This is a genomic window from Pseudomonas sp. 1152_12 (assembly GCF_052850675.1).
Genome location: NZ_VXCW01000007.1, coordinates 168,222 through 194,767, shown reverse-complemented (window position 1 = coordinate 194,767; position 26,546 = coordinate 168,222). Strand labels below are relative to the sequence as shown.

The 26,546-nt window shown below is 57.8% G+C and carries 22 protein-coding genes; 4 read left to right on the top strand and 18 right to left on the bottom strand.

Annotation, left to right across the window (positions count from 1 at the left end; translation table 11 throughout):
• Nucleotides 1-22: 22 nt before the first annotated feature.
• Entirely contained in the window at nucleotides 23-2,548 is a 2,526-nt protein-coding gene (locus FW764_RS15325) for a PepSY domain-containing protein (RefSeq protein WP_446434626.1), read from the bottom strand.
• A gap of 195 nt (nucleotides 2,549-2,743) precedes the next feature.
• On the opposite strand from FW764_RS15325, the gene FW764_RS15320 reads away from it, so the two are divergent.
• Nucleotides 2,744-3,355 (top strand): M10 family metallopeptidase C-terminal domain-containing protein, encoded by a 612-nt coding sequence (locus FW764_RS15320; protein ID WP_446434625.1) that lies wholly within the window; start codon nucleotides 2,744-2,746, stop codon nucleotides 3,353-3,355.
• Between the two features lie 43 nt (nucleotides 3,356-3,398).
• Here FW764_RS15320 and FW764_RS15315 read toward each other — a convergent pair whose 3' ends face one another.
• From FW764_RS15315 to FW764_RS15295, 5 genes are all read right to left on the bottom strand, one after another.
• Nucleotides 3,399-4,562 (bottom strand): type III PLP-dependent enzyme, encoded by a 1,164-nt coding sequence (locus FW764_RS15315; protein WP_446434624.1) that lies wholly within the window; start codon nucleotides 4,560-4,562, stop codon nucleotides 3,399-3,401.
• 471 nt (nucleotides 4,563-5,033) lie between these two features.
• Complete coding sequence (locus tag FW764_RS15310) at nucleotides 5,034-6,191, bottom strand: osmoprotectant ABC transporter ATP-binding protein OsmV (protein WP_017138294.1); 1,158 nt, start codon at nucleotides 6,189-6,191, stop codon at nucleotides 5,034-5,036.
• The gene (locus tag FW764_RS15305; protein ID WP_446434623.1) at nucleotides 6,188-6,841 is read right to left on the bottom strand and encodes an ABC transporter permease; all 654 of its coding nucleotides are present in this window, start codon (nucleotides 6,839-6,841) and stop codon (nucleotides 6,188-6,190) included. Before FW764_RS15305 ends, FW764_RS15310 begins: the two co-directional genes overlap by 4 nt.
• Nucleotides 6,842-6,855: 14 nt before the next feature.
• Nucleotides 6,856-7,749: a glycine betaine ABC transporter substrate-binding protein gene (locus tag FW764_RS15300; protein WP_446434622.1), complete on the bottom strand. Its 894-nt coding sequence runs from the start codon at nucleotides 7,747-7,749 to the stop codon at nucleotides 6,856-6,858.
• Nucleotides 7,750-7,786: 37 nt separating this feature from the next.
• Nucleotides 7,787-8,503 (bottom strand): ABC transporter permease, encoded by a 717-nt coding sequence (locus FW764_RS15295; RefSeq protein WP_446434621.1) that lies wholly within the window; start codon nucleotides 8,501-8,503, stop codon nucleotides 7,787-7,789.
• A 331-nt stretch (nucleotides 8,504-8,834) separates the two neighbouring features.
• Here FW764_RS15295 and FW764_RS15290 point away from each other — a divergent pair, with 331 nt between their 5' ends.
• The gene (locus tag FW764_RS15290) at nucleotides 8,835-10,418 is read left to right on the top strand and encodes a peptide chain release factor 3 (protein ID WP_197625220.1); all 1,584 of its coding nucleotides are present in this window, start codon (nucleotides 8,835-8,837) and stop codon (nucleotides 10,416-10,418) included.
• Between the two features lie 94 nt (nucleotides 10,419-10,512).
• Here the strand turns inward: FW764_RS15290 and FW764_RS15285 are convergent, their stop codons facing one another.
• Nucleotides 10,513-10,842 carry a hypothetical protein gene (locus FW764_RS15285; protein ID WP_446434620.1) on the bottom strand — a complete coding sequence of 110 codons (330 nt, stop codon included), beginning with the start codon at nucleotides 10,840-10,842 and terminating at the stop codon, nucleotides 10,513-10,515.
• A gap of 269 nt (nucleotides 10,843-11,111) precedes the next feature.
• The gene (locus FW764_RS15280; protein ID WP_446434619.1) at nucleotides 11,112-11,465 is read right to left on the bottom strand and encodes a hypothetical protein; all 354 of its coding nucleotides are present in this window, start codon (nucleotides 11,463-11,465) and stop codon (nucleotides 11,112-11,114) included.
• Nucleotides 11,466-11,774: 309 nt separating this feature from the next.
• On the opposite strand from FW764_RS15280, the gene FW764_RS15275 reads away from it, so the two are divergent.
• Both FW764_RS15275 and FW764_RS15270 read left to right on the top strand, forming a co-directional pair.
• Entirely contained in the window at nucleotides 11,775-12,020 is a 246-nt protein-coding gene (locus tag FW764_RS15275; RefSeq protein ID WP_446434618.1) for a hypothetical protein, read from the top strand.
• A 97-nt stretch (nucleotides 12,021-12,117) separates the two neighbouring features.
• Nucleotides 12,118-12,378: a hypothetical protein gene (locus FW764_RS15270; RefSeq protein WP_446434617.1), complete on the top strand. Its 261-nt coding sequence runs from the start codon at nucleotides 12,118-12,120 to the stop codon at nucleotides 12,376-12,378.
• A 74-nt stretch (nucleotides 12,379-12,452) separates the two neighbouring features.
• Here FW764_RS15270 and FW764_RS15265 read toward each other — a convergent pair whose 3' ends face one another.
• The 10 genes from FW764_RS15265 to FW764_RS15220 form a co-directional block, all read right to left on the bottom strand.
• Entirely contained in the window at nucleotides 12,453-13,589 is a 1,137-nt protein-coding gene (locus FW764_RS15265) for a hypothetical protein (RefSeq protein WP_446434616.1), read from the bottom strand.
• Nucleotides 13,590-13,841: 252 nt separating this feature from the next.
• Nucleotides 13,842-14,813 (bottom strand): peptide ABC transporter ATP-binding protein, encoded by a 972-nt coding sequence (locus tag FW764_RS15260; RefSeq protein WP_017138288.1) that lies wholly within the window; start codon nucleotides 14,811-14,813, stop codon nucleotides 13,842-13,844.
• Complete coding sequence (locus FW764_RS15255; protein ID WP_446434615.1) at nucleotides 14,813-15,781, bottom strand: ABC transporter ATP-binding protein; 969 nt, start codon at nucleotides 15,779-15,781, stop codon at nucleotides 14,813-14,815. The genes FW764_RS15260 and FW764_RS15255 overlap by 1 nt, the downstream gene beginning before the upstream one ends.
• 10 nt (nucleotides 15,782-15,791) lie before the next feature.
• Nucleotides 15,792-16,703 carry an ABC transporter permease subunit gene (locus FW764_RS15250; protein WP_407021885.1) on the bottom strand — a complete coding sequence of 304 codons (912 nt, stop codon included), beginning with the start codon at nucleotides 16,701-16,703 and terminating at the stop codon, nucleotides 15,792-15,794.
• A 10-nt stretch (nucleotides 16,704-16,713) separates the two neighbouring features.
• Nucleotides 16,714-17,724: an ABC transporter permease subunit gene (locus FW764_RS15245; RefSeq protein ID WP_446434614.1), complete on the bottom strand. Its 1,011-nt coding sequence runs from the start codon at nucleotides 17,722-17,724 to the stop codon at nucleotides 16,714-16,716.
• A 76-nt stretch (nucleotides 17,725-17,800) separates the two neighbouring features.
• A complete protein-coding gene (locus FW764_RS15240; protein ID WP_446434613.1) occupies nucleotides 17,801-19,399 on the bottom strand; it encodes an ABC transporter substrate-binding protein in 1,599 nt (532 codons plus the stop codon).
• 80 nt (nucleotides 19,400-19,479) lie between these two features.
• On the bottom strand, nucleotides 19,480-20,877 hold the full coding sequence (locus FW764_RS15235; protein ID WP_446434612.1) for an OprD family outer membrane porin: 1,398 nt from the start codon (nucleotides 20,875-20,877) through the stop codon (nucleotides 19,480-19,482).
• A gap of 169 nt (nucleotides 20,878-21,046) precedes the next feature.
• Complete coding sequence (locus tag FW764_RS15230; protein ID WP_446434747.1) at nucleotides 21,047-22,591, bottom strand: ABC transporter substrate-binding protein; 1,545 nt, start codon at nucleotides 22,589-22,591, stop codon at nucleotides 21,047-21,049.
• A 363-nt stretch (nucleotides 22,592-22,954) separates the two neighbouring features.
• A complete protein-coding gene (locus FW764_RS15225; RefSeq protein ID WP_446434611.1) occupies nucleotides 22,955-24,583 on the bottom strand; it encodes an ABC transporter substrate-binding protein in 1,629 nt (542 codons plus the stop codon).
• Nucleotides 24,584-24,841: 258 nt separating this feature from the next.
• A complete protein-coding gene (locus FW764_RS15220) occupies nucleotides 24,842-26,443 on the bottom strand; it encodes an ABC transporter substrate-binding protein (RefSeq protein ID WP_446434610.1) in 1,602 nt (533 codons plus the stop codon).
• Nucleotides 26,444-26,546 lie beyond the last annotated feature (103 nt).

The window sequence follows — 26,546 nt, the reverse complement described above, 5'->3', positions numbered from 1 at the left end:
TGATCTATGTTCCTTCAGCGGCTCAATACACATCCCGACGATAGCGCCCTTGCTCAATCAAGCGCTCCACCGTCGCGCTGCCGAGCACCTCGTGCAGCACCTGATCCACGCCAGTCGCCATGCCCTGCAAACTGCCGCAGACATAAATTGCGGCGCCGTCTGCCAGCCATCGGCGCAACACGTCCGCCGATTCGCGTAGACGGTCCTGCACGTAGATCTTCTCTTCCTGATCACGGGAAAACGCCAGATCCAGCAAGGCCAGATCACCGCTGGCCAACCAGCCTTGCAGCTCCTCCTGGCATAAGTAGTCATGGGCGATATTGCGTTCGCCGAACAGCAGCCAGTTGCGCTGCTGGCCATCGGCAATGCGAGCCTTGAGCAAGCTGCGCAGACCGGCAAGGCCAGTGCCGTTGCCCAGCAGAATCAGCGGCACTGGCGCCTCTGGCAAGTGAAAACCACTGTTGCAACGCAGGCGCAGGCTAATGCTTGAACCTATGGCGGCGTACTCCGTCAGCCAGCCGGAACCCAGGCCCAGGCTACCGTCGGGGTGCTGTTCCTGGCGCACGATCAGTTCCAATACGCCGTCGCTGGTAATCGAGGCGATGGAGTATTCGCGCAGGCTTAAAGGCACCAGTGCGTTCACCAGCGCCTGAGCGTGCAGGCCGACCAGGTGCGCACGGTTGTCCGGCAGTTGGCGTGTAGCCAGGGCTTGGTTGAGGGGCTGCGCCAGGCCGTCGATCAATACGCCGTCGCTGCCGGCCAGGCCCAGGCCTTCGAGGAAGTGTTCGACGGCGCGAGGGTCATTGCGCGGCAGTACTTCCACCAAGTCACCTGCCAGCCAGCTTTTTGGTGACGGCGGTGTGAGGCCCAGCAGGTAAATGTTCGCGCCGACGCTGTCACGATTGAGCAAGGTACGTTGGGTGAGTGTCCAGTTTTCGTACTGGGCGGTCTGCCATACCGCTGCAGGCGCGTGACCGGTGAGTTGGCCCAGTTGCTGTTGCCAGGTGAGCAAGGCGCCGGTGTCACCACTGTCGACTTCCACCGGCGCGAACAGCGGGTTGCCGCCCTGATGGGTGAGCCAGAAATGCAGGCGCCGGGCAAAACCACAAAAGTGTTCGTACCGACGATCACCCAAGGCCAGCACCGAGTAGTTAAGGCCTTTAAGCGCCAGGTCCTGGCCGAGCACGCTGCGCTCAAAACCACGGGCGCTGTCGGGAGCTTCGCCGTCGCCGAAGGTGCTGACTACAAACAACGCATTGTCTGACTGGCGCAGATCGTCCTGGCTGACACTGCCCAAGGGCTGTACCTTCACCGGCAGGCCGGCGGCCTGCAATTGCCCAGCCGTCTGCCAGGCAAGCTGCTCGGCGAAGCCACTCTGGCTGGCAAAGCCGACTAACCAGGCCGGGGCATCGCCAGGGGCGGCGCCGAGGCCTTTGCGTGCGTCGCGCACGTGGCGTTTCTTGCGGCGACGGTCGAGGTACAGCAGCCAGCCGGTGATAAAGAACAGCGGCATGCACAACGCGCTGAGGGTGAGAATGATGCGGCCCACCAGTCCGAAATAACTGCCAGTGTGCAGTGCGTAAATACTGGTCAGCAATTGCGCCTTGAGGGTCTTGCTGGCGTACCTGTTATGGACGTTGACCTCGCCGGTGGCTGGGTCGAGGTTAATCTGGTTCAGCGCGCGGTCGTGAGGTGATGATTTGAGCCGGTAATAAATAATGGCCGGTTGCCCGGCGATGGCCGGCATGCGGATGTTGTAAGCGCTTAAGCCGGGGCCAGCACTGGCGTAGATACTGCTCCAGATGGCGTCGTAATTGGCGACCGGCGCGGGGCCTTCAGGCGCCGGCCCGCGCTTGCGTATGCGTTCATTTTGCGGGTCGTCGGAAAGCAGTTTGGTCAGGCCCTGGTTGTACCAATCGTAGGACCAATACAGGCCGGTCAGCGCGGCCAACAGATAAAACAGCAGGCACCAGGTGCCGAACACCGAGTGCAAATCCCAGTTGAAGCTGCGACCCTTTTTGCGCCAGTCCAGTGTCAGCCAGGCGCGCCAGCTCGCCACCTGGCGCGGCCAGCGCAGGTACAGGCCGGAAAGGCAGAAAAATACCAGGATCAGCGTACAGGCGCCGGTGATTTGCTGGCCGGTGTCGCCCATGGCTAGGAAGCGGTGCAGTTGCAGCACAAAACCGAAGAAGTCCTGGCCGACAGCGTCGCCCATGTAGTCGCCGGTGTACGGGTCGAAGTAGCGCATTTGGCCACGACGCGCGTCGGGCGGTGCGCTGAAGATCACCCGCGCGGCGTTGGCGCTTTCGCTTTCCACCCACAGCATCGACACGGTCTTGCCTTCGATGGCCTCAAGCTTGCGCACCAGCTCGGCAGGCGGCAGCACGCCGGCTTCGCGCTTTTCGACGTGCAGCACCGTCGGGTTGAGCGCCCGCAGAATTTCATCCTGGAACGAGACCGTCGCCCCGGTGATCCCCATCAACGCCAGCACCAGCCCGGCGCTAATGCCGAAGAACCAGTGCAACTGGAACAGGGTTTTCTTCAACACGTCTGACGGCCTCGCTGAGCAGGATAGATAGGTCACGGCGCGCATTATGCCGTGGCTTAACGAGAAATATTCTGTTTTACGCGTAAAAGCGCTGCGCATCCGATGCGTGGGGCTTTGGGCTAAAAGTTTGCCGCGTTCAGAAGTGGAAACTGGTGGTCAACAGTGCCGTACGACCGGCGACCTGGTTGGCGAAGTGTGTCGAGAAGGTCTTGTCGTCGTCTGGAGCATGGCTGGGATACCCTCGATTTCTCTGAATTCACGCAAGATCAGACGATAAACCTCAACGCGGGCTCGTTTTCTTCAGTTGGCGGCTTGGAGGGTAATGTCGGCATTGCCCATGGTGTGACGATCGAAGAGGCCAGGGGCGGTAAAGGCAAGAATACGTTAATTGGCAATGCGGCCTTCAATGTCCTGCGGGGCGGTCGTGATAGGGACATTCTGTATGGCGGCAGTGGCGGCGCACAGATGTGGGGCGGGGAAGGGGCGAACACCTTTGCCTTTGATGCCACGTCCAGTGGTAAGCCGAACCTGGTCATGGATTTTGTCAGCGGCAAGGACAAACTCGATTTTTCCGCAATACGCGAGCAATCAGGCCCGCTGAACTTTGTTTCCCGGTTGCCTCTTGATCACAGAACACCTCAGGACCCGAACAACCCAACGTTTATTGCTGGGCGTGGTGACGTGCTTGTCAATTACGACCGCAACGCTCAGCGGATGCTTTTCAGGATGGATACCACGGGCGATGGCAGGATGGATATGCAGATTTTTGTCATCGGGAAGGTCGCTCGCGAGGATATCGTCGTATAAAAAAGCCCATGACATGTCATGGGCTTTTTATTAACCGTGCTGCTTACACGTAGTAAGACTTCAACGGCGGAAAGCCATTGAACTCAATCGCGCTGTAGCTGGTGGTGTACGCGCCCGTCGACAACCAGTACATCCGGTCACCAATCGCCAGGTTCAGCGGCAGGCCGTACTTGTAGTTTTCGTACATGATGTCGGCGCTGTCGCAGGTCGGGCCAGCGATGACCACTTCTTCCATTTCGCCTTTCTTCTCGGTCCAGATCGGGAACTTGATGGCTTCGTCCATGGTTTCGATCAGGCCGGAGAACTTGCCCACATCCGTGTACACCCAACGCTCGACTGCGGTGCGCGATTTACGTGCAACCAATACTACTTCGCTGACCAGAATGCCGGCGTTGGCGATTAACGAACGGCCCGGCTCCAGGATGATTTCCGGCAGGTCGTCGCCGAAATCTTCCTTGAGGAAACGGATGATTTCTTCGGCGTAGGTTTCCAGGCTGTTGGTGCGGGTGATGTAGTTGGCCGGGAAGCCACCGCCCATGTTGATCAGCTTCAGATGAATACCATCTTCTTCTTTCAGGCGCTCGAAGATCACTTTGACCTTGGCGATGGCCGCGTCCCATACGCTGATGTCGCGCTGTTGCGAGCCGACGTGGAACGAGATGCCGTAAGGCACCAGGCCCAGGTCGCGGGCGAGGATCAGCAGGTCCATCGCCATGTCGGTCTGGCAGCCGAATTTACGCGACAGAGGCCAGTCAGCCGTGGTCGAGCCTTCGGTGAGGATACGCACATAGACTTTCGAGCCCGGCGCGGCCTTGGCGATGTTGCGCAGGTCGGCTTCGGAGTCGGTGGAGAACAGGCGCACGCCTTTATCAAAAAAGTAGCGGATGTCCTTGGATTTCTTGATGGTGTTGCCGTAGCTGATACGGTCGGCGCTGACGCCACGGTTCATGACCTTGTCCAGCTCGTAGATCGAGGCGATGTCGAAGCTCGAACCTTTGTCTTTCAACAGGTCGATGATCTCGACAGCCGGGTTGGCCTTGACCGCGTAATAGACTTTGGCGAATTCGAAACCGGCGCGCAGGTCATCGTAGGCCTGGCTGATCATCGCGGTGTCGATCACCACGAACGGGGTTTCTTGCTTGTCGGCGAACGCCTTCATTTTGTCAAAAGTGGCGCGCGCGAAATAATCTTCGACGTTGATCGACATGCTGGAACTCCTAAGGGCAAACTTTAATAAACAATGGGTGCAAATGAACGTCCTCCGTATCCCCACTTTGGTTCGCCTACTTCCCAAGGCATGTCGCCGAAAGCAAAAAGGCCATGGGAATAACCGCTGCCCTTGGCCTTGCTGTCTCGTCGTCAGTACTTGAGCCGGATGGATCGTTTCCAGCATGGACGTTCGGCGCGAACTTTAGGACGTGAGGGGCCATAGATCAACTAAAAATGTCGCGTTTTTGCACGCGTTCGTCGCAGGACCTCGTGCAGCTACTTATGTAACCGACAGGTGTGACGGATTGATGTTCCCCGTCGAGTGGTAATCGAGGCGATTTCCCTGACTCACCGAAGGGGAAATATGGGAGGGGGCTTGCTCCCGATAGCGGTGGATCAGTGACAGATGAAGTAACTGACACACCGCCATCGGGAGCAAGCCCCCTCTCACATTTTTTACCACGTTGTGTCAGGCCAGGGCGGTCTCGGCAGGCGACACAATACTGGTCTTACCGCCACGCGACTTACCGGAACTGAGGTACTCGGCAATCGACTCCTGAGTCACCTCACCCAGGAACACTCGCTCCGCGTCCATCACCGGCAACCACGAGCGGTTGAACTCGTACATGCGCGAGAGCAGGATGCGCAAATGCTCGTCATACGCCGCCGTGGCGTTGAACTCGCGCAAGTACTGGCCGCAGGTGCCGGTCTGACGGTGCAGGTCGCGACGTCGTACATAACCCAGCGCCTTGTTCTCGGCGCAGGTGACCACCACATAGCGACGGTCAGTTTCATCCATCAGTTCCAGCGCATCCGCCACTGGCGTTTCTGGGCTAACCGACGGGGCGTTGTCGGCTGCATCTTCGGCTTTAACCAGCAGCAGGCGCTTGAGGGTGCTGTCCTGGCCGACGAAGTTGCTGACGAACTCGTCAGCCGGATGCGCCAGCAAGGTGTCTGGATGGTCGATCTGCAGCAGCTTGCCGGCGCGGAAGATCGCAATCTTGTCGCCCAGTTTGATGGCTTCGTCGATGTCGTGGCTGACCATGATTACGGTCTTGTTCAGCGCGCGTTGCATCTCGAAGAACTCGTTCTGGATCATCTCGCGGTTGATCGGGTCGACCGCACCGAACGGTTCGTCCATCAGCAGCAACGGTGCATCGGCCGCCAACGCGCGGATCACACCGATCCGCTGTTGCTGGCCACCCGACAGTTCACGCGGGTAACGGTGCAGGTACTGCTTGGGTTCCAGCTTGATCATGCTCATCAATTCGCGGGCGCGGTCGTGGCATTTCTGCTTGTCCCAACCGAGCAGCTTGGGCACCACCACGATGTTTTCCTCGATGGTCATGTTCGGGAACAGGCCGATCTGCTGGATCACATAACCGATGTTGCGACGTAGGGTCACCTCATCCAGGTCGGTGGTGTCTTCGCCATTGATCAGGATCTTGCCCGAGGTGGGCTTTATCAGGCGGTTGATCATTTTCAGCGTGGTGCTCTTGCCGCAGCCCGACGGGCCGAGGAATACGCAAATCTCGCCTTCGTTGACGGTCAGGCTTACGTCGTTCACGGCGGACACAGTTTTGCCGTTGCTTTGAAAAGTCTTGGTCAGGTTTTGAAGTTCGATCATTTGAGCAGTCCTTTTGGAGTCAGCGAGCGTTGCAGCCATTGCAGAAGCAGGTCGGCGAAGATGGCCAGGAGACTGACCAGCACGGCGCCAACGATCAGCATCGACATGTCGCTGCGGCTGATGGAAGCCAGAATAAGTACACCCAGGCCACCGGCGCCGATGGTGGCGGCAATGGTCATGACGCCGATGTTCATCACCACGGCGGTGCGCACGCCGGCGAGGATCACCGGTACAGCGATGGGCAACTCGACCATGCGCAGGCGCTGGCCGAAGGTCATGCCGATGCCTTTGGCGGCTTCGCGAATGCCAGGCTCCACGCCCGTGAGGGCGAGGTAGGTGTTACGCATGATCGGCAGCAGGGAGTAGAGGAACACGGCGGTAATCGCCGGCATCGGCCCCAGGCCCTGGCCGAACCTGGAGTAGAACGGCAGCAGCAGGCCGAACAGGGCGATGGATGGCACGGTCAGCAATACCGTGGCGCTGGCTTGCAGCGGACCGGCCAGGGTTGGGAAGCGGGTCATCAACACGCCCAGGGGCACGCCGACGATAATCGCCAAGATCACGGCAATACCGACCAAGGTGATGTGCTGCCAGGTCAGGTGCAGTACGAGTGCCCAATCAAGATGGGAAAAGGCGTTCAGGAATTCCATGTCTTCTCCTCTTATCAGTTGAGCGGATGTTGGCGCAGGAAGTCTGCGGCGACAGCGGACGGGCTTTCATGGTCGACGTCGACTCGCGCATTCAATTGACGCATGGTTTCATCGTCGAACAGCGCGGCCAACGGCTTGAGGTCAGCCGCCAGTTGCGGGTGAGCATCGAGGTAAGCCTGGCGCACCACGGGGGCGGCGGTGTAGTCCGGGAAGTAATGTTTGTCGTCTTCCAGCAGCTTCAATTTGAAGGCACTTAGGCGACCGTCGGTGGTGTAGACCAAACCGGCAAACACCTGGCCATTACGTAGCGCGGTATAGACCAGGCCGGCGTCCATCTGGCGTGTGTTTTCGCGGGTCAGGTTCATGTCGTACAGCTTGACCATGCCGTCCATACCATCGGAACGGTTGGCGAATTCGGTGTCCAGGGCCACCAGGCGCGTGCCTTTGTTTGTTTGCTCCAAGGCTTGGGTCAGGTCGCTGATGCTGTTGATCTGAGGGAATTCCTTGGACACGTTTTCTGGCAGCGCCAACGCGTAGGTGTTGCTGAATTTCGACGGCGACAGCCAGGCAAGGCCTCGTTTTGCATCGAGTTCTTTCACCCGTGCGTAGGACTCTTCGCTGCTGAGTTTCTCGTCCACATGGTTGTAATTCACCAGCGACACCCCGGTGTATTCCCAGAGCATATCCAGCTGCCCGCTTTCCTGGGCACTGCGCGCCAGGTTACTACCCAGACCGCCGGTCACGCGGGTGTCATAGCCTTTGGTGCGCAGGTACTGGGCCGTGATTTCGGCGAGCAACGTCTGTTCGGTAAACACCCGGGCACCGATGCGGATCACCGGTTTTTCAGCGGCTTGCGCAATACCTGCCAGCAGCAGGACGCAGCTCAATATCAACGTCAGTTTTTTCATGTTGGTTCCTCTTTCAGGCCTAAGACGGGGCCAAGCCTTAAGACGCACGCAGCCCGCGTTCCAGCCAGAGGCGGCTGGCCATGGTTACCAGGCCGTCGAGCAGCAATGCCAGCAACGCGGTACATGCCGCACCGAGCAGCAGCTGCGGATGATTGTTCAGGGCGATGCCGGGGAAGATCAGGCTGCCCAGGCTGTTGGCACCAATCAGGAAGGCCAGCGGTGCGGTGCCGACGTTGATCGCCAGGGCCACGCGCACACCGCCGATAATGATCGGCACGGCGTTCGGCAGTTCCACGCGAAACAGCACCTGGCGCGGCGTCATGCCGATGCCGGTGGCGGCTTCTTTGAGGGAGCCTTGCACGTTTTTCAGACCTTCATAGGTGTTGCGCACGATGGGCAGCAAGGAGGCGAGGAACAGCGCGAAGATCGCCGGGCCGCTGCCGATGCCGAGGACGCCGAGGGCGATGGCCAGTACGGCCAGGGGAGGGACGGTGTTGCCGATGTTGAAGATCTGCATGAAGCGTTCTGCGCGCCCGACCATGTTCGGTCGGCTGAGCAGGATACCGGCAGGGATCCCTACAACGAGGGCAGCCAGCATGGAGACTAGAACGAGGAACAGATGTGCTTGCAGGTAAAACAACAAATCGTCGCGGTACAGTTCGATCGTGTTAATGCCGATCCAGTGGATCAGCAGGGCCAGGAGAGCGACCACGATCACGCCTCCTATCAGCCCTTTGCCATAGCGAATAGCCACAGGCGGACTCCTTTTTTTCTTCTGTCGGCGAACACAATTCTCTGCGGCATGCCATTTCTGGCTGCCTCTGAATGGGGTCGCGAAAAGCAGCTCGCCTATACCGGCAAGGCGGTATGAGTTCGAACCATGAGCGCAGCCTCGTCAGGCTAACTTGCTGATTTTTCAGCCCCTGTTCCGAGTGCGATAGCAGGGGAGTGGACGTCTCTACCTTTTAAAAGGTTCCACACTTGGCAGCATTTAGCCACCCCCAATCGGGTGAACGGTGGTCTGGCTCCCTGGGTTTGCGCTATACTCGCCGCCCTTTTTTGACTCACCTGCTAGGCGATTTCCCATGACCCACCAGGCCGCCGAAGTCGCGAAACGCCGCACTTTCGCCATTATTTCCCACCCCGATGCCGGTAAAACCACCATCACCGAGAAGCTGTTGCTGATGGGCAAGGCAATCGCGGTGGCCGGCACGGTGAAATCCCGAAAATCCGACCGCCATGCCACCTCCGACTGGATGGAAATGGAAAAACAACGGGGTATTTCCATTACCACGTCGGTCATGCAGTTCCCGTATCGCGACCACATGGTCAACCTGCTCGACACGCCGGGCCACGAAGACTTCTCCGAAGACACCTATCGCACATTGACGGCAGTGGACTCGGCCTTGATGGTCCTCGACGGCGGTAAAGGCGTTGAGCCACGTACCATCGCGCTGATGGACGTGTGCCGCCTGCGCGACACGCCGATCGTCAGCTTCATCAACAAACTCGACCGCGACATCCGCGACCCGATCGAGCTGCTGGATGAAATTGAAGCGGTCCTGAAGATCAAGGCTGCGCCGATCACTTGGCCAATCGGTTGCTACCGCGACTTCAAGGGCGTGTACCACCTGGCCGACGACTACATCATTGTCTACACCGCCGGTCACGGCCACGAGCGTACCGACGTCAAGATCATCGAGAAGCTCGATTCCGACGAAGCCCGCGCCCACCTGGGTGACGAGTACGACCGCTTCGTTGATCAGCTGGAACTGGTGCAGGGCGCTTGCCACGAGTTCAACCAGCAGGAATTCCTCGACGGCCAACTGACGCCGGTGTTCTTCGGCACTGCGCTGGGCAACTTCGGTGTCGACCACGTACTCGATGCCGTCGTGAACTGGGCGCCGAAGCCGCTGGCCCGCGTCGCCAACGAGCGTACGGTGGAACCGGTCGAAGAGAAATTCACCGGTTTCGTGTTCAAGATCCAGGCAAACATGGACCCTAAACACCGCGACCGTATCGCCTTCATGCGTATCTGCTCCGGTAAATACGAAAAAGGCATGAAGATGCGCCACGTGCGCACCGGCAAGGACGTGCGCATCGGCGACGCCCTGACGTTCTTCTCCTCCGAGCGCGAACAGCTCGAAGAAGCCTACGCCGGCGACATCATCGGCCTGCACAACCACGGCACTATCCAGATCGGTGACACCTTCACCGAAGGCGAAGTGCTGGGCTTTACCGGTATCCCGCACTTCGCCCCGGAACTGTTCCGCCGCGTGCGCTTGCGTGACCCGCTCAAGTCCAAGCAACTGCGCCAAGGCCTGCAGCAATTGGCGGAAGAGGGCGCCACCCAGGTGTTCTTCCCCGAGCGCAGCAACGACATCATCCTCGGCGCCGTCGGTGTGCTGCAGTTCGACGTGGTCGCCAGCCGCTTGAAAGAGGAATACAAGGTCGAGTGCTCCTACGAGCCGATCACCGTGTACTCCGCGCGCTGGATCGATTGCAGCGATAAGAAGAAGTTGGAAGAGTTCTCCAACAAGGCTGTGGAAAACCTTGCGGTGGACGGCGGTGGTCACCTGACCTACCTGGCGCCGACGCGGGTCAACTTGGCGCTGATGGAAGAGCGCTGGCCGGATGTGAAATTCCGCGCGACCCGCGAGCATCACTAAAAAACGATAGGGGCCATACGATTCGTATGGCCCCTCTTGGTGAGTTTCGTATCAGCGACTAATGCTGGAACGACTCAGGCGAGCATTCAACTGACTACCTTTTAATTGGGAAGTAACTGTTGGTCGTTGCCTCATTGACAAAGCGGTCATATTCGGGGCGTGAGATAAAACCGTTGGTATCTTTGTCTGCAGTCTTGAAGGCGGCGTCATCAAACTCTGATTTATTGGTGTAACCCCGTTCTGTGGCTGTTTTAACGTAGCGGTCATCCATATATATACTCCATTCCTGTCTTGACAGTTGCCCATCCTTATTTCGCTCGGAATAGTCCCAGTTGTCATTGTAGGTGGTGTTGTACAAACCTGCGCAGGCGGTGATGTTTAATAAGACGATGAAGGCTGAAAGTAGGGTAAGAATTCGCTTCATTTTGGTAAGCTCGGCAATGGATGGATGCCGGGACTTTAGTGCGTGGTATTCGATAGATGCAATAAATTCTGTTGAACTTTTACAAATTTCAGAACTGTCTTACTGTGTCATGGCTTAAAGTTTTTTTACGTAAGATTTTTTACCGGGTCGGGGTTTAGGTAAGAGCATGGCACATGCCCCGGGGGCATGAGCATCATTAAGGTCCAAACGGCACAAAAAAGGGCGAAGTCCTTATGGCTTAGCCCTTTTTAACAGGTTGCCAATGAACGTTAAGTTTGTAAGCCGTTCGGCCCGGCGGGAAGTTGTTTCAGCGCCAGTTCAGCGCCCGCGCGAGCCGTTTCAATTTGCGCAATCACAGCATCCTTTACCATCGCTTCGTTAAAGTCACTGAGCTCTAGATTTTTAATATGATCTACGCTGAGGTACAGTAAATGTAGGGTAACGTCCATGGCGCTTTGAAAGGCGACAAGTGTGCTGTCATTACCAAATCTTTCAATCACGCCCTCCCAGCGCCGGTCCGACTCTGCTTGGAGTTTCTTGAACTCAATCAGAGAAACATCGCTATCCTCATAGATATCCTTTAATAACCTTTCAAGTGAGCGAGATATAGGGCGATACTTCATATTGGGTTTTCCGACTCCAGTGAAGAAGTCAAAACTCTATTCGTCTGCTTTGAATTGAGCAATATACAGTGCGATGATGTTGCAAATTTCAGACGTGTCGAACGAGGTCTGTAAGTTATTTCAAGGGGCAGTATTCCTTCTCGACATCAGCATAGGATTGTCCTCGATGTCGTTGGAACAAGGCCGTGCTTAGCCCGTTTTCAAGGCCCCCTATTCTGATCGCCGTGTGGCGAGAAGTTGGCGAGAACCGTGTATCCGGTCTAGCGTTTCGAATACGTCACCCACTTGTCGATGGAATAGGAGACCTGTGTGCGTATAACTCAACGCGCTATCCGCGTGATGCTATTGGCGGCCCTAGGGCTGGCACACATACCGGTGCTGGCCGATGCAGGCACGCCACAGTGGAAAGACACCGGCCCGGTGACCAAGAAAAAGCAGAACGAGGTCAACTCCGGCAGTTGGCAACCCCAAGCCCAGCCCGCGCCCAAGGAGGATGCGGAAAACCCCTATAACGAAGGTGAGGACAGCGAAACCTATGACGACGGCGACACCTGAGGCCTGGCGCAACCCCCCGCATTGGGACTCGCTTCTCGCCAGGCGACGGTAAACCGGCGCCGTGCGGATTCATCTACTGACTGGACGGAAATCGACCATGAGTATTTTTCAACGAGTAGTGCTGTTGATAAAAATGTTGGTGCTGATGTCTCTGGGAATGTCGGCGGCGTGGGCGCATAACCCGGTGCAGAGCAGCCAGGCAGGGTTTGTGGCTGCGAAGACGGTGCAGACCGGTGGTTTGCAACTGGCTAAGAGCGAGGCAGAGCCCGGTGATGAAGATCAGGGCGGCTCCAAGGATTATGATGACCAGCAAGCTCCGCCAGGCGACGATGACACCGAAGGCGACAGCGATACCTGAGTGATAAAAAAGCCCCTTCCACCCTACGTGTGTACCGTCCGGAGGGAGGGGCTGTAGAACACTCACTATGGCGATTAGCCTATATCTTTAAAGTAGTCGCTGCTCAGGATATGTTCGATTGAAAGCCCCGCCTCCGGGCTATAGTCGGCACGGGTAGCCGCGGTAAATTTAATATCCTTGCTGCCCTGGTTAATACTGCGCTCACCTGCAGTTTGCGTACTGGTGGTGTACACCGTGCTGCGCATTTTTACATACCCGCCCATGTCATCTTTTATCTTGGCGAGCTGTTCATTAATTTGTGCTGACGAGAGATTAAGTTTCTTTTCCAGGCGCACACCCCAACGCGTCAGGCACACCTCTGCAAAGTGGCGGACAAGTTGGCCTGGTTCTGCATAGAGCTTTGCACCTTGATTGCCATTGGCGGCAGCATTGCCGACTAAGGTCGCATGGCGGCCGGGCATGGGGTAGATATGAACTTTGGTGGTTTTATCACATTCAGGCACCACACACGCGAAGCCCAGTGAGCGCTCATCTCTAGCATAAAAAGCCACGTACTCTTTAACGTTGCTACCCAGCTTTACCCGGCTATCCTGGAAGTTCAGGAGCCCAGGAACAGGGTCGACGGCGAAGATGTTGACGGGTACTGTCTTTAAGGCGCTGTCATTCAACATGGCATTGGCGAGCATATGGCAGCTGATGCCGCCACGGCTCCAACCGACCAGATTTACTTGGGTCGGAATGATGCCGTCTTTACGAAAGGTCTTGATGATCTGCTCTTGCAGCGCTTGTTGCGTGACTTTGCGCGTACCGTAATCGTAGGTGCGCCAGTACCAACTGCCGGTGATCTTGACCTCTTCAATGGGCACGCCGGCCTTCTGCAGTTGGTTGTAGTTTTCCTCGGTCAGTTTCTCTCGTTGCCAGGTAAACGTGCCCTTCATGATGTTGGCGGCGTGAATAACGTTTTCTTCCCAGCCCGACCCCAAGGCTGTCCCCTTGAGTTGATGGTAATTGCCTGACTCTGTAAACATCTCATCGGCTTGCAAGTTACCGCTGCCGGGGCCGTCGATAACGATCCACTCGGCAAACTCTTTACTCAAGCTTTGGGTGTTTTGCGCCAGTGTGGAGATGAGTTCGCCGTTCCAATAATTGGCGTTGCTATCATCGAATTTAGTTGAGCCGGTGCCGCAGAAAAAAACAGTGAACGTTGTCATGAGCGATTACCCGTCCGTTGGATAAAGTTTGAGAGCCCATGAAAATGCATACAGGTGTGGCTGACTACTGTGAGAACTGACAGGTTGTTAGATTGCTTTCGAATACCTAGCGGGTATTAGTAATAGAAAACTGTTGATGAGCGCGCAAAAAAGAAAGCCCCTCCCGCCAGGCTGATGCGCAACCTGATGGGAAGGGCTGTAGAACTCAAGCAATGCCCCGGATTGAACTGCCGGGGCATTTTTATTTCGGCGTCAAGCCACAAACTGCTCCGCGTAGTGACAAGCCACCTGACGGTTATCCAACGCTCGCAACTGCGGCTCCTCACTGCTGCACCGCGCCGTGGCATACGGGCAACGCTTGTGGAAAGCGCAGCCAGGCGGTGGGTTCAGCGGGTTGGGCAGTTCGCCGACAATCTTGATCTTTGGCTTGTTCGGGTCCGGGTGGATGGTCGGGGTGGCCGACAGCAGCGCCTGGGTGTACGGGTGCAGCGGGCGCGCGTAGATGTCTTCCTTGGGGCCGACTTCTACTGGGCGGCCGAGGTACATCACCATCACATCATCGGCGACGTGTTGCACCACCGCCAGGTTGTGGGAGATGAACACATAGGCGGTGTTGAATTCCTGCTGCAGGTCCATGAACAGGTTCAGCACCTGGGCCTGGATCGACACGTCGAGTGCGGATGTTGGCTCATCCGCCACCAGCACTTTAGGTTGCAGCATCATCGCGCGAGCCAGGGCGATGCGCTGGCGCTGGCCGCCGGAGAACATGTGCGGGTAGCGCTGATAATGCTCAGGGCGCAGGCCCACTTGCTTCATCATCGCCTGGACTTTTTCGCGGCGTTCGGCGGCGGACAGGTTGGTGTTGATCAACAGCGGCTCGCCGAGCTGGTCACCGACCTTCTGGCGCGGGTTCAACGAGGCGTAGGGGCTTTGGAACACCATCTGCACGTCTTTGCGCAATTGCTTGCGCTGGGCCTTGTCGGCGCCGGCAACTTCCTGGCCGGCGATTTTCAAGGAGCCAGACGACGGTTCTTCGATCAGCGTCAGCGCACGAGCCAAGGTGGACTTGCCGCAACCTGATTCGCCTACCACGGCGAGGGTCTTGCCGGCTTCCAGCTCGAACGACACACCATTAAGCGCGCGTACCAGTGCGTGGCCCTTGAACAGGCCACGGGACACTTCGTAGTGACGGGTGAGGTCGCGGGCGGTAAGAACGACGGCCATTACGCCACCTCCTGGTTCAAGGGGTAGAAGCAGCGCGCGAGGCTGTTGCTTTTCGGGTCAAGGCCGGGGCGCTGGGCACGGCAGGATTCCTGCACATACGGGCAGCGCGGCGACAGCAGGCAACCCTGTGGGCGGTCATAGCGCCCAGGTACGATACCCGGCAACGTAGCCAGGCGCGCGGCGCCAAGGCTGTGCTCGGGGATTGCCTTGAGCAGCGCTTCGCTGTATGGGTGCGCCGGAATGTCGAACAACTGCGGCACCTGACCGACTTCAACGGCTTGGCCAGCGTACATCACGCACACGCGCTGGGCGGTTTCGGCCACGACTGCCAAGTCGTGAGTGATCAGCACCAAGCCCATGTTCTGCTCTTTCTGCAGGGCCAGCAGCAGTTCCATGATCTGCGCCTGGATGGTCACGTCCAAGGCCGTGGTCGGTTCATCGGCGATCAGCAGTTTTGGCTCGCCGGCAATTGCCATGGCGATGGCCACACGCTGGCTCATACCACCGGAGAGTTGGTGCGGATAGGCGTCCATACGGCTGGCGGCGCCCGGGATTTCAACTTTTTCGAGCAGTTCGATGGCGCGTTTGCGTGCTTGCTTGCCGGACATTTTCAGGTGCAGGCGCAGCACTTCTTCAATCTGGAAACCCACGGTGTAGCTGGGGTTCAGCGCGGTCATCGGGTCTTGGAACACCATCGCCAAGTCCTTGCCGACGATCTGACGGCGTTGGCGGTTGCTCAGCTTGAGCATGTCCTTGCCGTCAAAGTTCAGCGCGTCGGCGGTGACGATGCCGGGGTGCTCGATCAGGCCCATCAGCGCCATCATGGTCACGGATTTACCCGAGCCCGACTCGCCAACGATCGCCAGGACTTCGCCTTTGTCGACGGAAATGTCGAGGCCATCGACCACCGGCACGGCGGTCTTGTCGCCGAAGCGGACGTTGAGATTCTTGATTTCTAACAGTGACATGGGAATCTCCTCAGGCGGCGTTCTTGAGTTTCGGGTCCAGCGCATCGCGCAGGCCGTCACCCATCAAGTTGATTGCCAGCACGCTGAGCAAAATGGTCAAACCAGGCAAGCTCACCACCCACCAGGCGCGTTCGATGTAGTCACGGGCCGAAGCCAGCATGGTGCCCCATTCAGGGGTTGGTGGCTGTACGCCAAGGCCGAGGAAGCCCAGGGCCGCGGCATCGAGAATCGCTGACGAGAAGCTCAAGGTGGCCTGCACGATCAGCGGCGCCATACAGTTAGGCAGCACGGTGATGAACATCAGGCGTGGCAGGCCGGCGCCGGCGAGGCGGGCGGCTGTCACGTAGTCGCGGTTGAGTTCGCCCATCACTGCAGCACGGGTCAGACGCACATAAGATGGCAACGACACGATGGCGATGGCGATCACGGTGTTGATCAGGCCAGGGCCGAGGATCGCGACAATGGCCACAGCCAGCAGCAGCGACGGCAGGGCCAGCATGATGTCCATCAAGCGCATGATGGTTGGGCCAAGCAGGCGCGGGAAGAACCCGGCGAACAGACCCAGCAGGATGCCCGGAATCAACGACATCACCACCGACGACAAACCGATCAGCAGTGACAGGCGCGAGCCTTGGATCAGGCGCGAGAGCAGGTCACGGCCCAGTTCATCGGTGCCGAGCAGGAACTGCATCTGCCCGCCTTCCAGCCAGACCGGTGGGGTGAGCAGGAAGTCGCGGTATTGCTCACTCGGGTTATGCGGCGCAACCCACGGGGCGAAGATCGCGCAGAACACGATCAGCAACATGAACAGCAGGCCAGCAACTGCGCCTTTGTTCTTGGAAAAAGCTTGCCAGAATTCTTTGTACGGGGACGGATACAGCAGGCTTTGATCGACTGCTGACACTTGAGTAGGTGTGGTCATGGTCATGATCTCAGCGCTGGTGACGGATGCGTGGGTTGGCGAAGCCGTAGAGGATATCCACCACGAAGTTCACCAGGATCACCAGGCAGGCGATCAGCAAGATGCCGTTTTGCACCACCGGGTAGTCCCGCGCGCCAATGGCTTCAATCAGCCATTTGCCGATGCCAGGCCACGAGAAGATGGTTTCGGTCAGTACCGCACCGGCCAGCAGGGTGCCGACTTGCAGGCCGACCACGGTCAGTACCGGGATCAGCGCGTTACGCAGGCCGTGCACGAACACCACGCGCGCTGGCGACAGGCCTTTGGCCTTGGCGGTGCGAATGTAGTCTTCACGCAGTACTTCGAGCATCGACGAACGGGTCATCCGCGCGATAACGGCCAGCGGGATGGTGCCGAGCACGATGGCCGGCAGGATCAGGTGGTGCAGGGCGTCGAAGAACGCGTCTGGCTCGTCAGCCAGCAGCGTGTCGATTAGCATGAAACCGGTACGCGGCGCGATGTCGTAGAGCAGGTCGATACGCCCGGAAACCGGGGTCCAGCCCAGGCTTACCGAGAAGAACATGATCAGGATCAGGCCCCACCAGAAGATCGGCATCGAATATCCCGCAAGGGAGATGCCCATCACCCCATGGTCGAACAGGGATCCTCGTTTAAGGGCCGCGATCACCCCGGCCAACAGGCCCAGGATACCGGCGAACAACAGGGCGGCCATGGACAGTTCCAGGGTCGCAGGGAAGAGGGCGGTGAATTCGGTCCACACGCTGGTGCGCGTGCGCAGGGATTCGCCGAGGTCGCCGTGGGCGAGCTTGCCTACATAGTCAAAGTATTGCGCATAGAGTGGCTTGTTCAGGCCAAGGCGTTCCATTGCCTGTGCGTGCATCTCGGGGTCGACACGGCGTTCGCCCATCATGACTTCTACGGGGTCGCCGGGAATCATGCGAATCAACGCAAACGTCAGCAACGTGATGCCGAAAAACGTGGGGATCAATAACCCCAATCGGCGGGCAATAAAACTAAACATCTTGTTGTGTACCTCAATCAGCCGGTTAGGCAGGTCCGGCACCGTCAATGTCGACGGTGCCGAGCGTCTTCTCTTATTACTTCACCTGGGTGGTGGCGAAGTTATTGGTAGTCAGAGGGCTTTGGGTAAAGCCTTCGACGTTCTTGCGCATGGCGGTGAACATTTTCGGGTAAGCCATGGGAATCCATGGTTGGTCCTTCTCGAAAACCTCCAGAGCTTGTTCATAGAGTGCAGCGCGCTGGGCGGGTTCAGCGATAGCGCGTGCCTTGTCGATCAAGTCTTGAAACTCTTTGTTACACCAGCGGGCGTAGTTTTCGCCGTTTTTCGCTGCGTCGCAACTCAAGTTCGGCGTGAGGAAGTTATCCGGGTCGCCGTTATCGCCTGCCCAGCCAGCGGAAACCATGTCGTGCTCGCCGTTTTTAGCGCGCTTGAGCATTTCGCCCCATTCCATGACTTTGATATTGACCTTCAGGCCAATCTGCGCCAAATCCGCCTGCATGCGCTGGGCGCCGAGCATTGGGTTGGGGTTAGTCGGGCCGCCGCCGTTACGGGTGAACAGGGTGAACTCGGTGCCTTCCGGTACGCCGGCTTCCTTGAGCAGGGCGCGAGCCTTGTCCAGGTCACGCGGCGGGTTTTTCAGCTTGTCGCTGAAGCCCAGCAGGGTTGGCGGGTATGGGCCCGTGGCATCGATGGAGTTGCCTTTGCCGTACAGGGATTCGTTGTAGCCTTTCTTGTCGAACGCGATGTTGATCGCGTGACGCACCCGGGCGTCGCTCATGTACTTGTGGGTGGTGTTCATGGCGGTGTAGCTGGTGGTCATGGCCGCCAGTTCCGCGACTTTCAGGTTTGGATCAGCCTTGGCGCTCGGCACGTCATCGGGCTTGGGATACAGCGCGATCTGGCATTCGTTGGCCTTGAGCTTTTGCAGGCGCACGTTGCTGTCTGTAGTGATGGCCAGGATCAACGGGTCAGCCGGTGGCTTGCCACGGAAGTAATCCGGGTTGGCCTTGAAGCGCACTTGGGCGTCCTTGGCGTAGCGGGTGAAGATGAACGGGCCGGTGCCGATCGGCTTGGCGTTCAGGTCATCGGTCTTGCCGGACTTGAGCAACTGGTCGGCGTATTCGGCGGAATGGATCGAGGAAAACGCCATGGCCAGGTCGGCCAGGAACGGTGCTTCAGGACGGGTCAGGGTGAAGACAACGGTATGGTCGTCGGTCTTCGTTACGCTCTTGAGCAGTTCCTTGAAGCCCATGCTTTCAAAGTACGGGTAGCCCACAGCGGACTTGTTATGCCAAGGGTGGTTCGGGTCCAGCTGGCGCTGGAAACTCCAAAGCACGTCGTCGGCATTCATGTTGCGCGTGGGTTTGAAGTAGTCGGTGGTGTGGAACTTTACGTCGTCACGCAGGTGGAAGGTGTAGGTCAGGCCATCAGCGCTGATCTCGGGCAGGGCCTTGGCCAGTGCCGGTACAACTTCGGTGGTGCCGGGCTTGAAGTCCACCAGGCGGTTGAACATGGTTTCAGCGGCGGCGTCGGCGGTTACTGCGGTGGTGTACAGAACCGGGTCAAAACCTTCCGGGCTGGCTTCGGTGCAGACCACCAGCGGTTTGGCTGAAACGCCGATCGCAACGCTCAACAGCGCAGCGGCAATGGCAGCTTGTAGCGGGAGCATTTTCATTCAGAGCCCTCTGCAATCGATTGAACCAGACAAGCGTAGACGGCGGGTTCGTCATGAACCCGCCGTCTACCTGGCGCTAATTAAAGGATGTTGAACGGGATGGTAGTGACCAGGCGGAACTCACGGATGTTGCCGTCAGCCTGTTGGGCGCTGGCGCGGTGAGTCACGTAGGTACCACGAATGGTGCTGGCTTTAAGCGGACCGCTTTGCAGGGCGTATGTCGCACCAACACCGTATTCCTGGTGGGTCTCACCGTTCATCAGGCGCAGGTCGCTTCGGGCTACACCCGATTCGCCGTAGGCGGTGCCAGTGTAGTGAGTACCGTCAATGCCCCAGCCGCGAGCCGAGTAAACGTTGAATTTCAAGCCTGGCACACCGTATTCAGCCATATTCAGGCCATAGGCAACCTGGAAGGATTTCTCGTTCGGGCTGTTAAAGTCGGACGTCAGGGAGTTGGCCAGATAGATGCCGTTGGTTTCGTGCAGGTAGTCGAAGTATTCGTCACCGTTAACGGCCTGGTAGGCGAAGGTCAGGCTATGGGCCTGGTGAGTCAGGCCCAGAGACAACGAGTAGGTGTCGTTGTCGATCTTGCCCATCTTCTTGCTACCGGTATCGGTCGTTTTGTAGTAGTTCAGGCCGGTCGTCAGGGCCAGCGTCTGAGCATCACCCAGTTCGTGGGTAGCGCCGAAGTAGTACTGATTCCAGAAGTCTTCGACGTTAGCGGCAAAAACGCTGGTTTTCAGGCTCTTGAACGGCTGGTAGTTGAAGCCCAGGGTTTTGACCTTGTCGGTTTCCTGGCCGTTGCCGTACTCGGAGCGGAATTTCGACAGGCTCTGCTCGGTACGTGGCGACACGCGATCAAAGATACCGCCCTGGAACGACAGGTTGCTGAATTCCTGGCTGTCGAACGACACACCTTCAAAGCTCGAAGGCAGCGCACGGTTGCCGATGGTGTCGACAATGCCGCTGCTGAAGTTCTGGCGACCGGCGGTCAAGGTGGTGTTCGAGACACGGAACTTGACGTTGGCCAGGCCCAGTTTGCTCCACTGGCCTACGGCATCGCCGTCGGAGTCAGCCAGCGTACGGTTGGAACCGCCCTTGATGTCACGCTTGCTGCGGTCCAGGGCCACAACGTTGTAAGCCGCCACTTCGGTCGCCACGCCCACGGTGCCTTGGGTGAAGCCTGAGGAGTAGTTAAGGATGGTGCCTTGCAGCCAGTTCGTCCGGTTGGCGTCGGTTTCTTTCACGCCGTGCTTCTTATAAGAGAAGCGCTGGCCACGGAATTTACGCTCGCTGGAGAACCAGTTACGGGTAGTACCACCCAGGCTTTGACCGTCGATAAAGCCTTTGGCCTCGCTTTGGGCGCTGGTGCCGGCCAGTGTGGTAGGAACGAATTCCTGGCTGGTGGGTTCAGCGAAGGCGGTTGCCGTGATGCTGCTGATGGCCAGGGCCAGAAGCGCTTTGCTGCTCAGTTTCATGGGTGAAGCTCCTTTGGTTCTCTTTTTAATGCCGGTCTTTTTAGGTGAACCGGCTATTGGGTGTGTAACTCGTTCAAGCCTTGCAAACGTTTGCCGTAGGAAGTTTCCCAACAAAAGGCTGCACGTTTACCTGGGAGCCAACGTCGCTCCCTGCAATCCGGTTATTTTCTTATGGGGTGATACTGACGCCCGAGAACACGTTGCGGCCGAAGGGGCTGACTTTGAACCCTTCGACTTTGGCGCTTAACGGCTGGTTGACCGTCGAGTGGGCGACTGGCGTGATCGGCACCTGCTGCTTGAGCAGTTGCTGCGCCTGTTTGTACAGAACAGTCCTTTGTTCGCGGTCGGTGACGACCTTGGCTTGCTTGACCAGCTTGTCGTACGCCGGGTCACACCACATGGAGTAGTTGTTCCCGCCGATGGCGTCGCAGCTGTAAAGCGTGCCCAGCCAGTTGTCCGGGTCACCGTTGTCGCCGGTCCAACCGATCAGGCTGACATCGTGCTCACCGTTTTTGGTGCGCTTGATGTATTCGCCCCACTCATAGCTGACGATCTTGACCTTGAGGCCGATCTTGGCCCAGTCGCTTTGCAGCATCTCGGCCATCAACTTGGCGTTGGGGTTGTACGGCCGTTGCACCGGCATCGCCCACAGGGTGATCTCGGTGCCTTCCTTCACGCCGGCAGCCTTGAGCAATTCCTTGGCTTTTTCCGGGTTGTAGGCGGCGTCTTTGATGGTGTCGTCGTAGGACCACTGGGTCGGCGGCATGGCGTTAACCGCCAGTTGGCCAGCGCCCTGGTACACGGCATTCAGGATGCTTTGTTTGTTCACTGCCATGTCCAACGCCTGGCGCACTTCGAGCTGGTCGAAAGGTTTATGGCGCACGTTGTAGGCGATGTAGCCGAGGTTGAAGCCTGGCTTCGTCAGCAGTTGCAGGTTCGGGTCGGCCTTGAGGGCGTCGACGTCGGCCGGGCGTGGGTGCAGGGTGATCTGGCATTCACCGGCCTTGAGCTTCTGCACCCGCACCGATGCGTCGGTGTTGATGGCGAAGATCAGTTGATCGAGCTTGACCCGACTCGGGTCCCAGTACTGTTTGTTGCCCAAATATCGAATCTGCGAGTCTTTCTGGTAGCGCTGGAAGACAAACGGGCCAGTGCCGATCGGCTTCTGGTTGATGTCGCTGGGTTTGCCTTCTTTAAGCAACTGCTCGGCGTATTCGGCCGACAGAATCGAGGCAAAGCTCATGGCGATGTTTTGTACGAACGCAGCGTCGACCGAATTTAAGGTCATCACCACGGTGTGCGGGTCGGTTTTCTCGACCTTGGCAATGTTCTTGTTCAGGCTCATCCCGTTGAAGTACGGGAACTCGGTGGGGTAGGCCTTGCGAAACGGGTGCTCGGGGTCAAGCATCCGGTTGAAGGTGAACAGCACGTCGTCGGCGTTGAAGTCGCGCGTCGGCTTGAACTCCTTGTTGCTGTGGAACTTCACTCCCTCCCTCAGGTGGAAGGTGTAAGTCAGGCCGTCTTCGGAAATATCCCACTTGGTTGCCAGCCCAGGCACCACGTTGGTCGCGCCCTTTTCGAACTCGACCAAGCGGTTATACAGCGGCTCGGCCGCATCGTTATCGGTGGCGGTGGTGTATTGCGCGGTGTCAAACCCGGCCGGGCTGCCTTCAGAGCAGAACACCAGGCTCTTCTTGTCGGCGGCTTGGCCCATCGTGGCCACAGCCAGCAAGCTGGTGCCAAAAATTGCGGATAGAACGGTGGTATGGCGCATGACGATCCCGATCCTTGTTTGTTGTTGTTATCAGCGAGCAATCACCCAGGCTTCTGCCTGGGAGACATCACTGATCCCACACACAGCAAGTGCCTTTCCGTGATTGGTGCTTCTGCTGTCCTACGACGTTATGGGTCGCGGACTTCGCAGTAAATGCGCCAATACGGATTGACCTTGTAGGTAACGGAGCTATACGTCGCGGCTCATTGCTGTAAGACGCAATGACGGCGGTCGTGGCCTGTTTCCTACGGTCTAGGCGGATGCAATAACGGCGACGTTGTGAAACGTCGCCGTTATTAATCCTTACTTGCCGCTTACGCTCACGCCATAGAAGGAGTTCAAGCCGAATGGGCTGATTTTGAAGTCCTGCACGGTGTTGCGCATGGGTTGATACACCGTCGAGTGCGCGATAGGTGTCATCGGGACTGCATCTTTGAGGATATGTTGCGCCTGCTTATACAGCTCGGTGCGTTTGGCGACATCCGACGTAGCCTTGGCTTCTTTCACGATACCGTCGAATTTCTTGTCACACCATTTGGAGAAGTTGTTACCGGCCAGCGAGTCGCAGCCGAACAGCACGTTCAGCCAGTTGTCCGGGTCACCATTGTCGCCGCTCCAGCCAATGATCATGGCCTGGTTCTCGCCGCCTTTGGAACGCTTGATGTACTCGCCCCACTCGTAGCTGACGATGTTGACCTTCAGGCCGATCTGTTTCCAGTCGTTCTGCAGCATCTCAGCCATCAGCTTGGCGTTCGGGTTGTACGGACGCTGAACCGGCATCGCCCACAGGGTGATTTCGGTGCCTTCCTTGACGCCCGCTTCCTTGAGCAAAGCCTTGGCTTTGCTCACATCATGCGGGGCATCCTTGATGGTGGTGTCGTAGGACCATTGGGTCGGCGGCATGGCGTTGACGGCCAGTTGGCCGGCACCCTGGTACACGGAGTCGATGATCTGCTGCTTGTTCACCGACATGTCCAGGGCTTCACGCACGCGGATGTCCGACAGTGGGTTAGGCGCGGTTTGGCCTTTGAGCACCGGCATCACGTTGTAGGCGATGTAGCCCAGGTTGAAACCGGCTTGGTGCGGCAGTTTCAAGTCCTTGTCTTCACCCAGCGCCTTGAGGTCGGCTGGACGTGGGAACAGGGTCACCTGGCATTCGTTTTTCTTCAGCTTCTGGATACGCACCGACGGGTCGGTGGTGATGGCGAAGATCAGGTTGTCGATCTTCACATCTTCAGGCTTCCAGTAATCCTTGTTGCCGGTGTAACGGATGTTGGAATCTTTCTGGTAGCTCTTGAACACGAACGGGCCAGTGCCGATTGGCTTCTGGTTGATGTCTTGTGCCTTGCCTTCTTTCAACAGTTGGGCGGCGTATTCAGCCGACTGGATCGAAGCGAAGCTCATCGCCAGGTTCTGGATGAAAGCAGCGTCCACGGTGCCAAGGGTGAACTTGACGGTGTGGTCATCGACTTTCTCGATGTTCTTGATGTTGGTGTCCATCCCCATGTCCGTGAAGTACGGGAACTCGGTGGGGTAGGCTTTGCGGAACGGATCGTCCTTGTTGATCATGCGGTTGAACGTGAACAGCACGTCATCGGCATTGAAGGTACGGGTCGGCTTGAAGTACGAGGTGGTGTGGAATTTGACACCGTCACGCAAGTGGAAGGTGTACGTCAGGCCATCCGGGGACACGTCCCAACGGGTGGCTAGCCCAGGAATCACAGCGGTGCCGCCGCGTTCGAACTGGGTCAGACGGTTGAACATGGTTTCGGCTGAAGCATCGAAGTCTGTTCCGGTGGTGTACTGGCCTGGGTCAAAACCGGCCGGGCTCCCTTCGGAGCAGAACACCAGGTTAGTCGCCGCTTGGGCGAAAGGGGCTGCGGCCATAAGGCCGGCGCTCACTAAAAGCGGAATGACTGCGTGTTTAAGCATGTTGGCCTCATGATTTGTTGTCATTTTTGGTGGTGAGGGCGACCTCGTGAGTCGGCCTGCGGATACTTATGCAGGGGCCATACCCATTGCAAGATGCTGAGCCGCCACGAGCGTCAAACTGTGGTACGAACGTACAGGAATGTCGCATTTATGAAAGTTTGTACATAAATGCATATATATAGAGGGTTTTTTCGGTGCATCTAGCGCACCAAAAAAGTCCAACCGAGCCGTCTGGCGCACTCGGTTGGGGCGTAGCTGTTACTTATCTAGACTCACACCATAAAACGGCGTGAGGCCAAACGGACTGATCTTGAAGTCCTTAACTTCTTTTCGAATAGGCTGAAAAACCGTCGAGTTTGCGATAGGCGTTATAGGTACTTGTTCCTTAAGGATTTTCTGCGCCTGTTGATACCACTTGATGCGCTGTTCGCGGTCGCTGCTGACCTTGGCTTGCTGCACGAGCGTGTCGTAAGCCGGGTTACACCATTTGGCGTAGTTGCTGCCTTTGACCGCGGCACAACTGTAGAGCACGCCAAGCCAGTTATCCGGGTCGCCGTTGTCGCCGGTCCAGCCGTAAATCATCGCATCGTGCTCGCCATTCTTGGCGCGCTTAATGTACTCGCCCCACTCATAGCTGACGATATTGGCTTTGATACCAACGTTCTCCCAATCCTGCTGGATCATCTGCGCCGACATTCGCGCATTGGGGTTGGAGGCGCGTTGTACGGTCATCGCCCACAGATTGATGGTGGTACCTGGTGCAACCCCTGCTTCTTTTAGTAGCGCCCTCGCCTTGGTCGGGTCGTATGGTGCGTCCTTGATAGTGGGGTCATAAGACCACTGCGCCGGTGGCAGCGCGTTCTGTGCCAATTGCCCGGCGCTTTGATACACGGCCTTGATAATCGCCGGCTTGTCGATGGCCATGTCCAAGGCTTGGCGCACCTTGAGTTGATCCAGTGGCGGGTGGGTCACGTTATAGGCCAGAAAGCCCAGGTTGAAGCCGGCTTGTTGCAGTACCCGAAGGTTCGGGTCCTGTTTCATCACATCGATGTCGGCGGGGCGCGGGTAACCGCTGACCTGGCATTCGCCGGCTTTGAGCTTCTGCAAACGCGAGGCGGCGTCAGGGGTGATGGCGAACACCAGGTTGTCGAGTTTCACATCCTCGGGCTTCCAATACTGTTTGTTGGCGACGTAACGGATCTGTGAGTCTTTCTGGTAGCGCTTGAACACAAACGGCCCGGTGCCCACGGGCTTCTGGTTGATGCTTTCAGCCTTGCCCTCTTTCAACAGCTGGGCTGCGTATTCGGCCGATTGCACCGAAGCAAAACTCATGGCCAGGTTCTGCACGAACGAGGCATCGACGTTATTCAGGTTGAACCGCACGGTGTGGTGGTCAATTTTTTCCACGGTTTTGATCGTGGTGTTCAACCCCATGTCGGTGAAGTAAGGCGACTCGGACGGGTAGGCTTTGCGGAACGGGCTGTCGGCATCCAGCAGGCGGTTGAAGGTGAACAGCACGTCATCCGCGTTGAAATCGCGGGTTGGCGTGAAGTAGTCAGTGGTGTGGAACTTGACGCCATCGCGCAGATGGAAGGTGTAGGTCAGGCCATCTTTGGAGACATCCCAGCGGGTTGCCAGGCCAGGTTCGACTTCGGTGCCGCCACGCTTGAATTGGGTCAAGCGGTTGAACACGGTTTCGGCTGACGCATCGAAATCGGTGCCGCTGGTGTACTGGCTGGGGTCGAAACCGGCGGGGCTGGCTTCGGAGCAGTAAACCAAGGTGCTGGCAGCGTGGGCCATTGGCATAAAGGCCAGAAGGCCTGCGGCAAGGAGCAACGGTTTTAAGGTGATTCTTTCCATGGAGTCCCCTGAAATGGCGGCCCTATATAAAAGCGGCCCAAAAGAAAGCGGCGGTCACCGAGGTTACCGGCGTTCTGAGTGTTCAGGTAGAGACAAGCGTTTG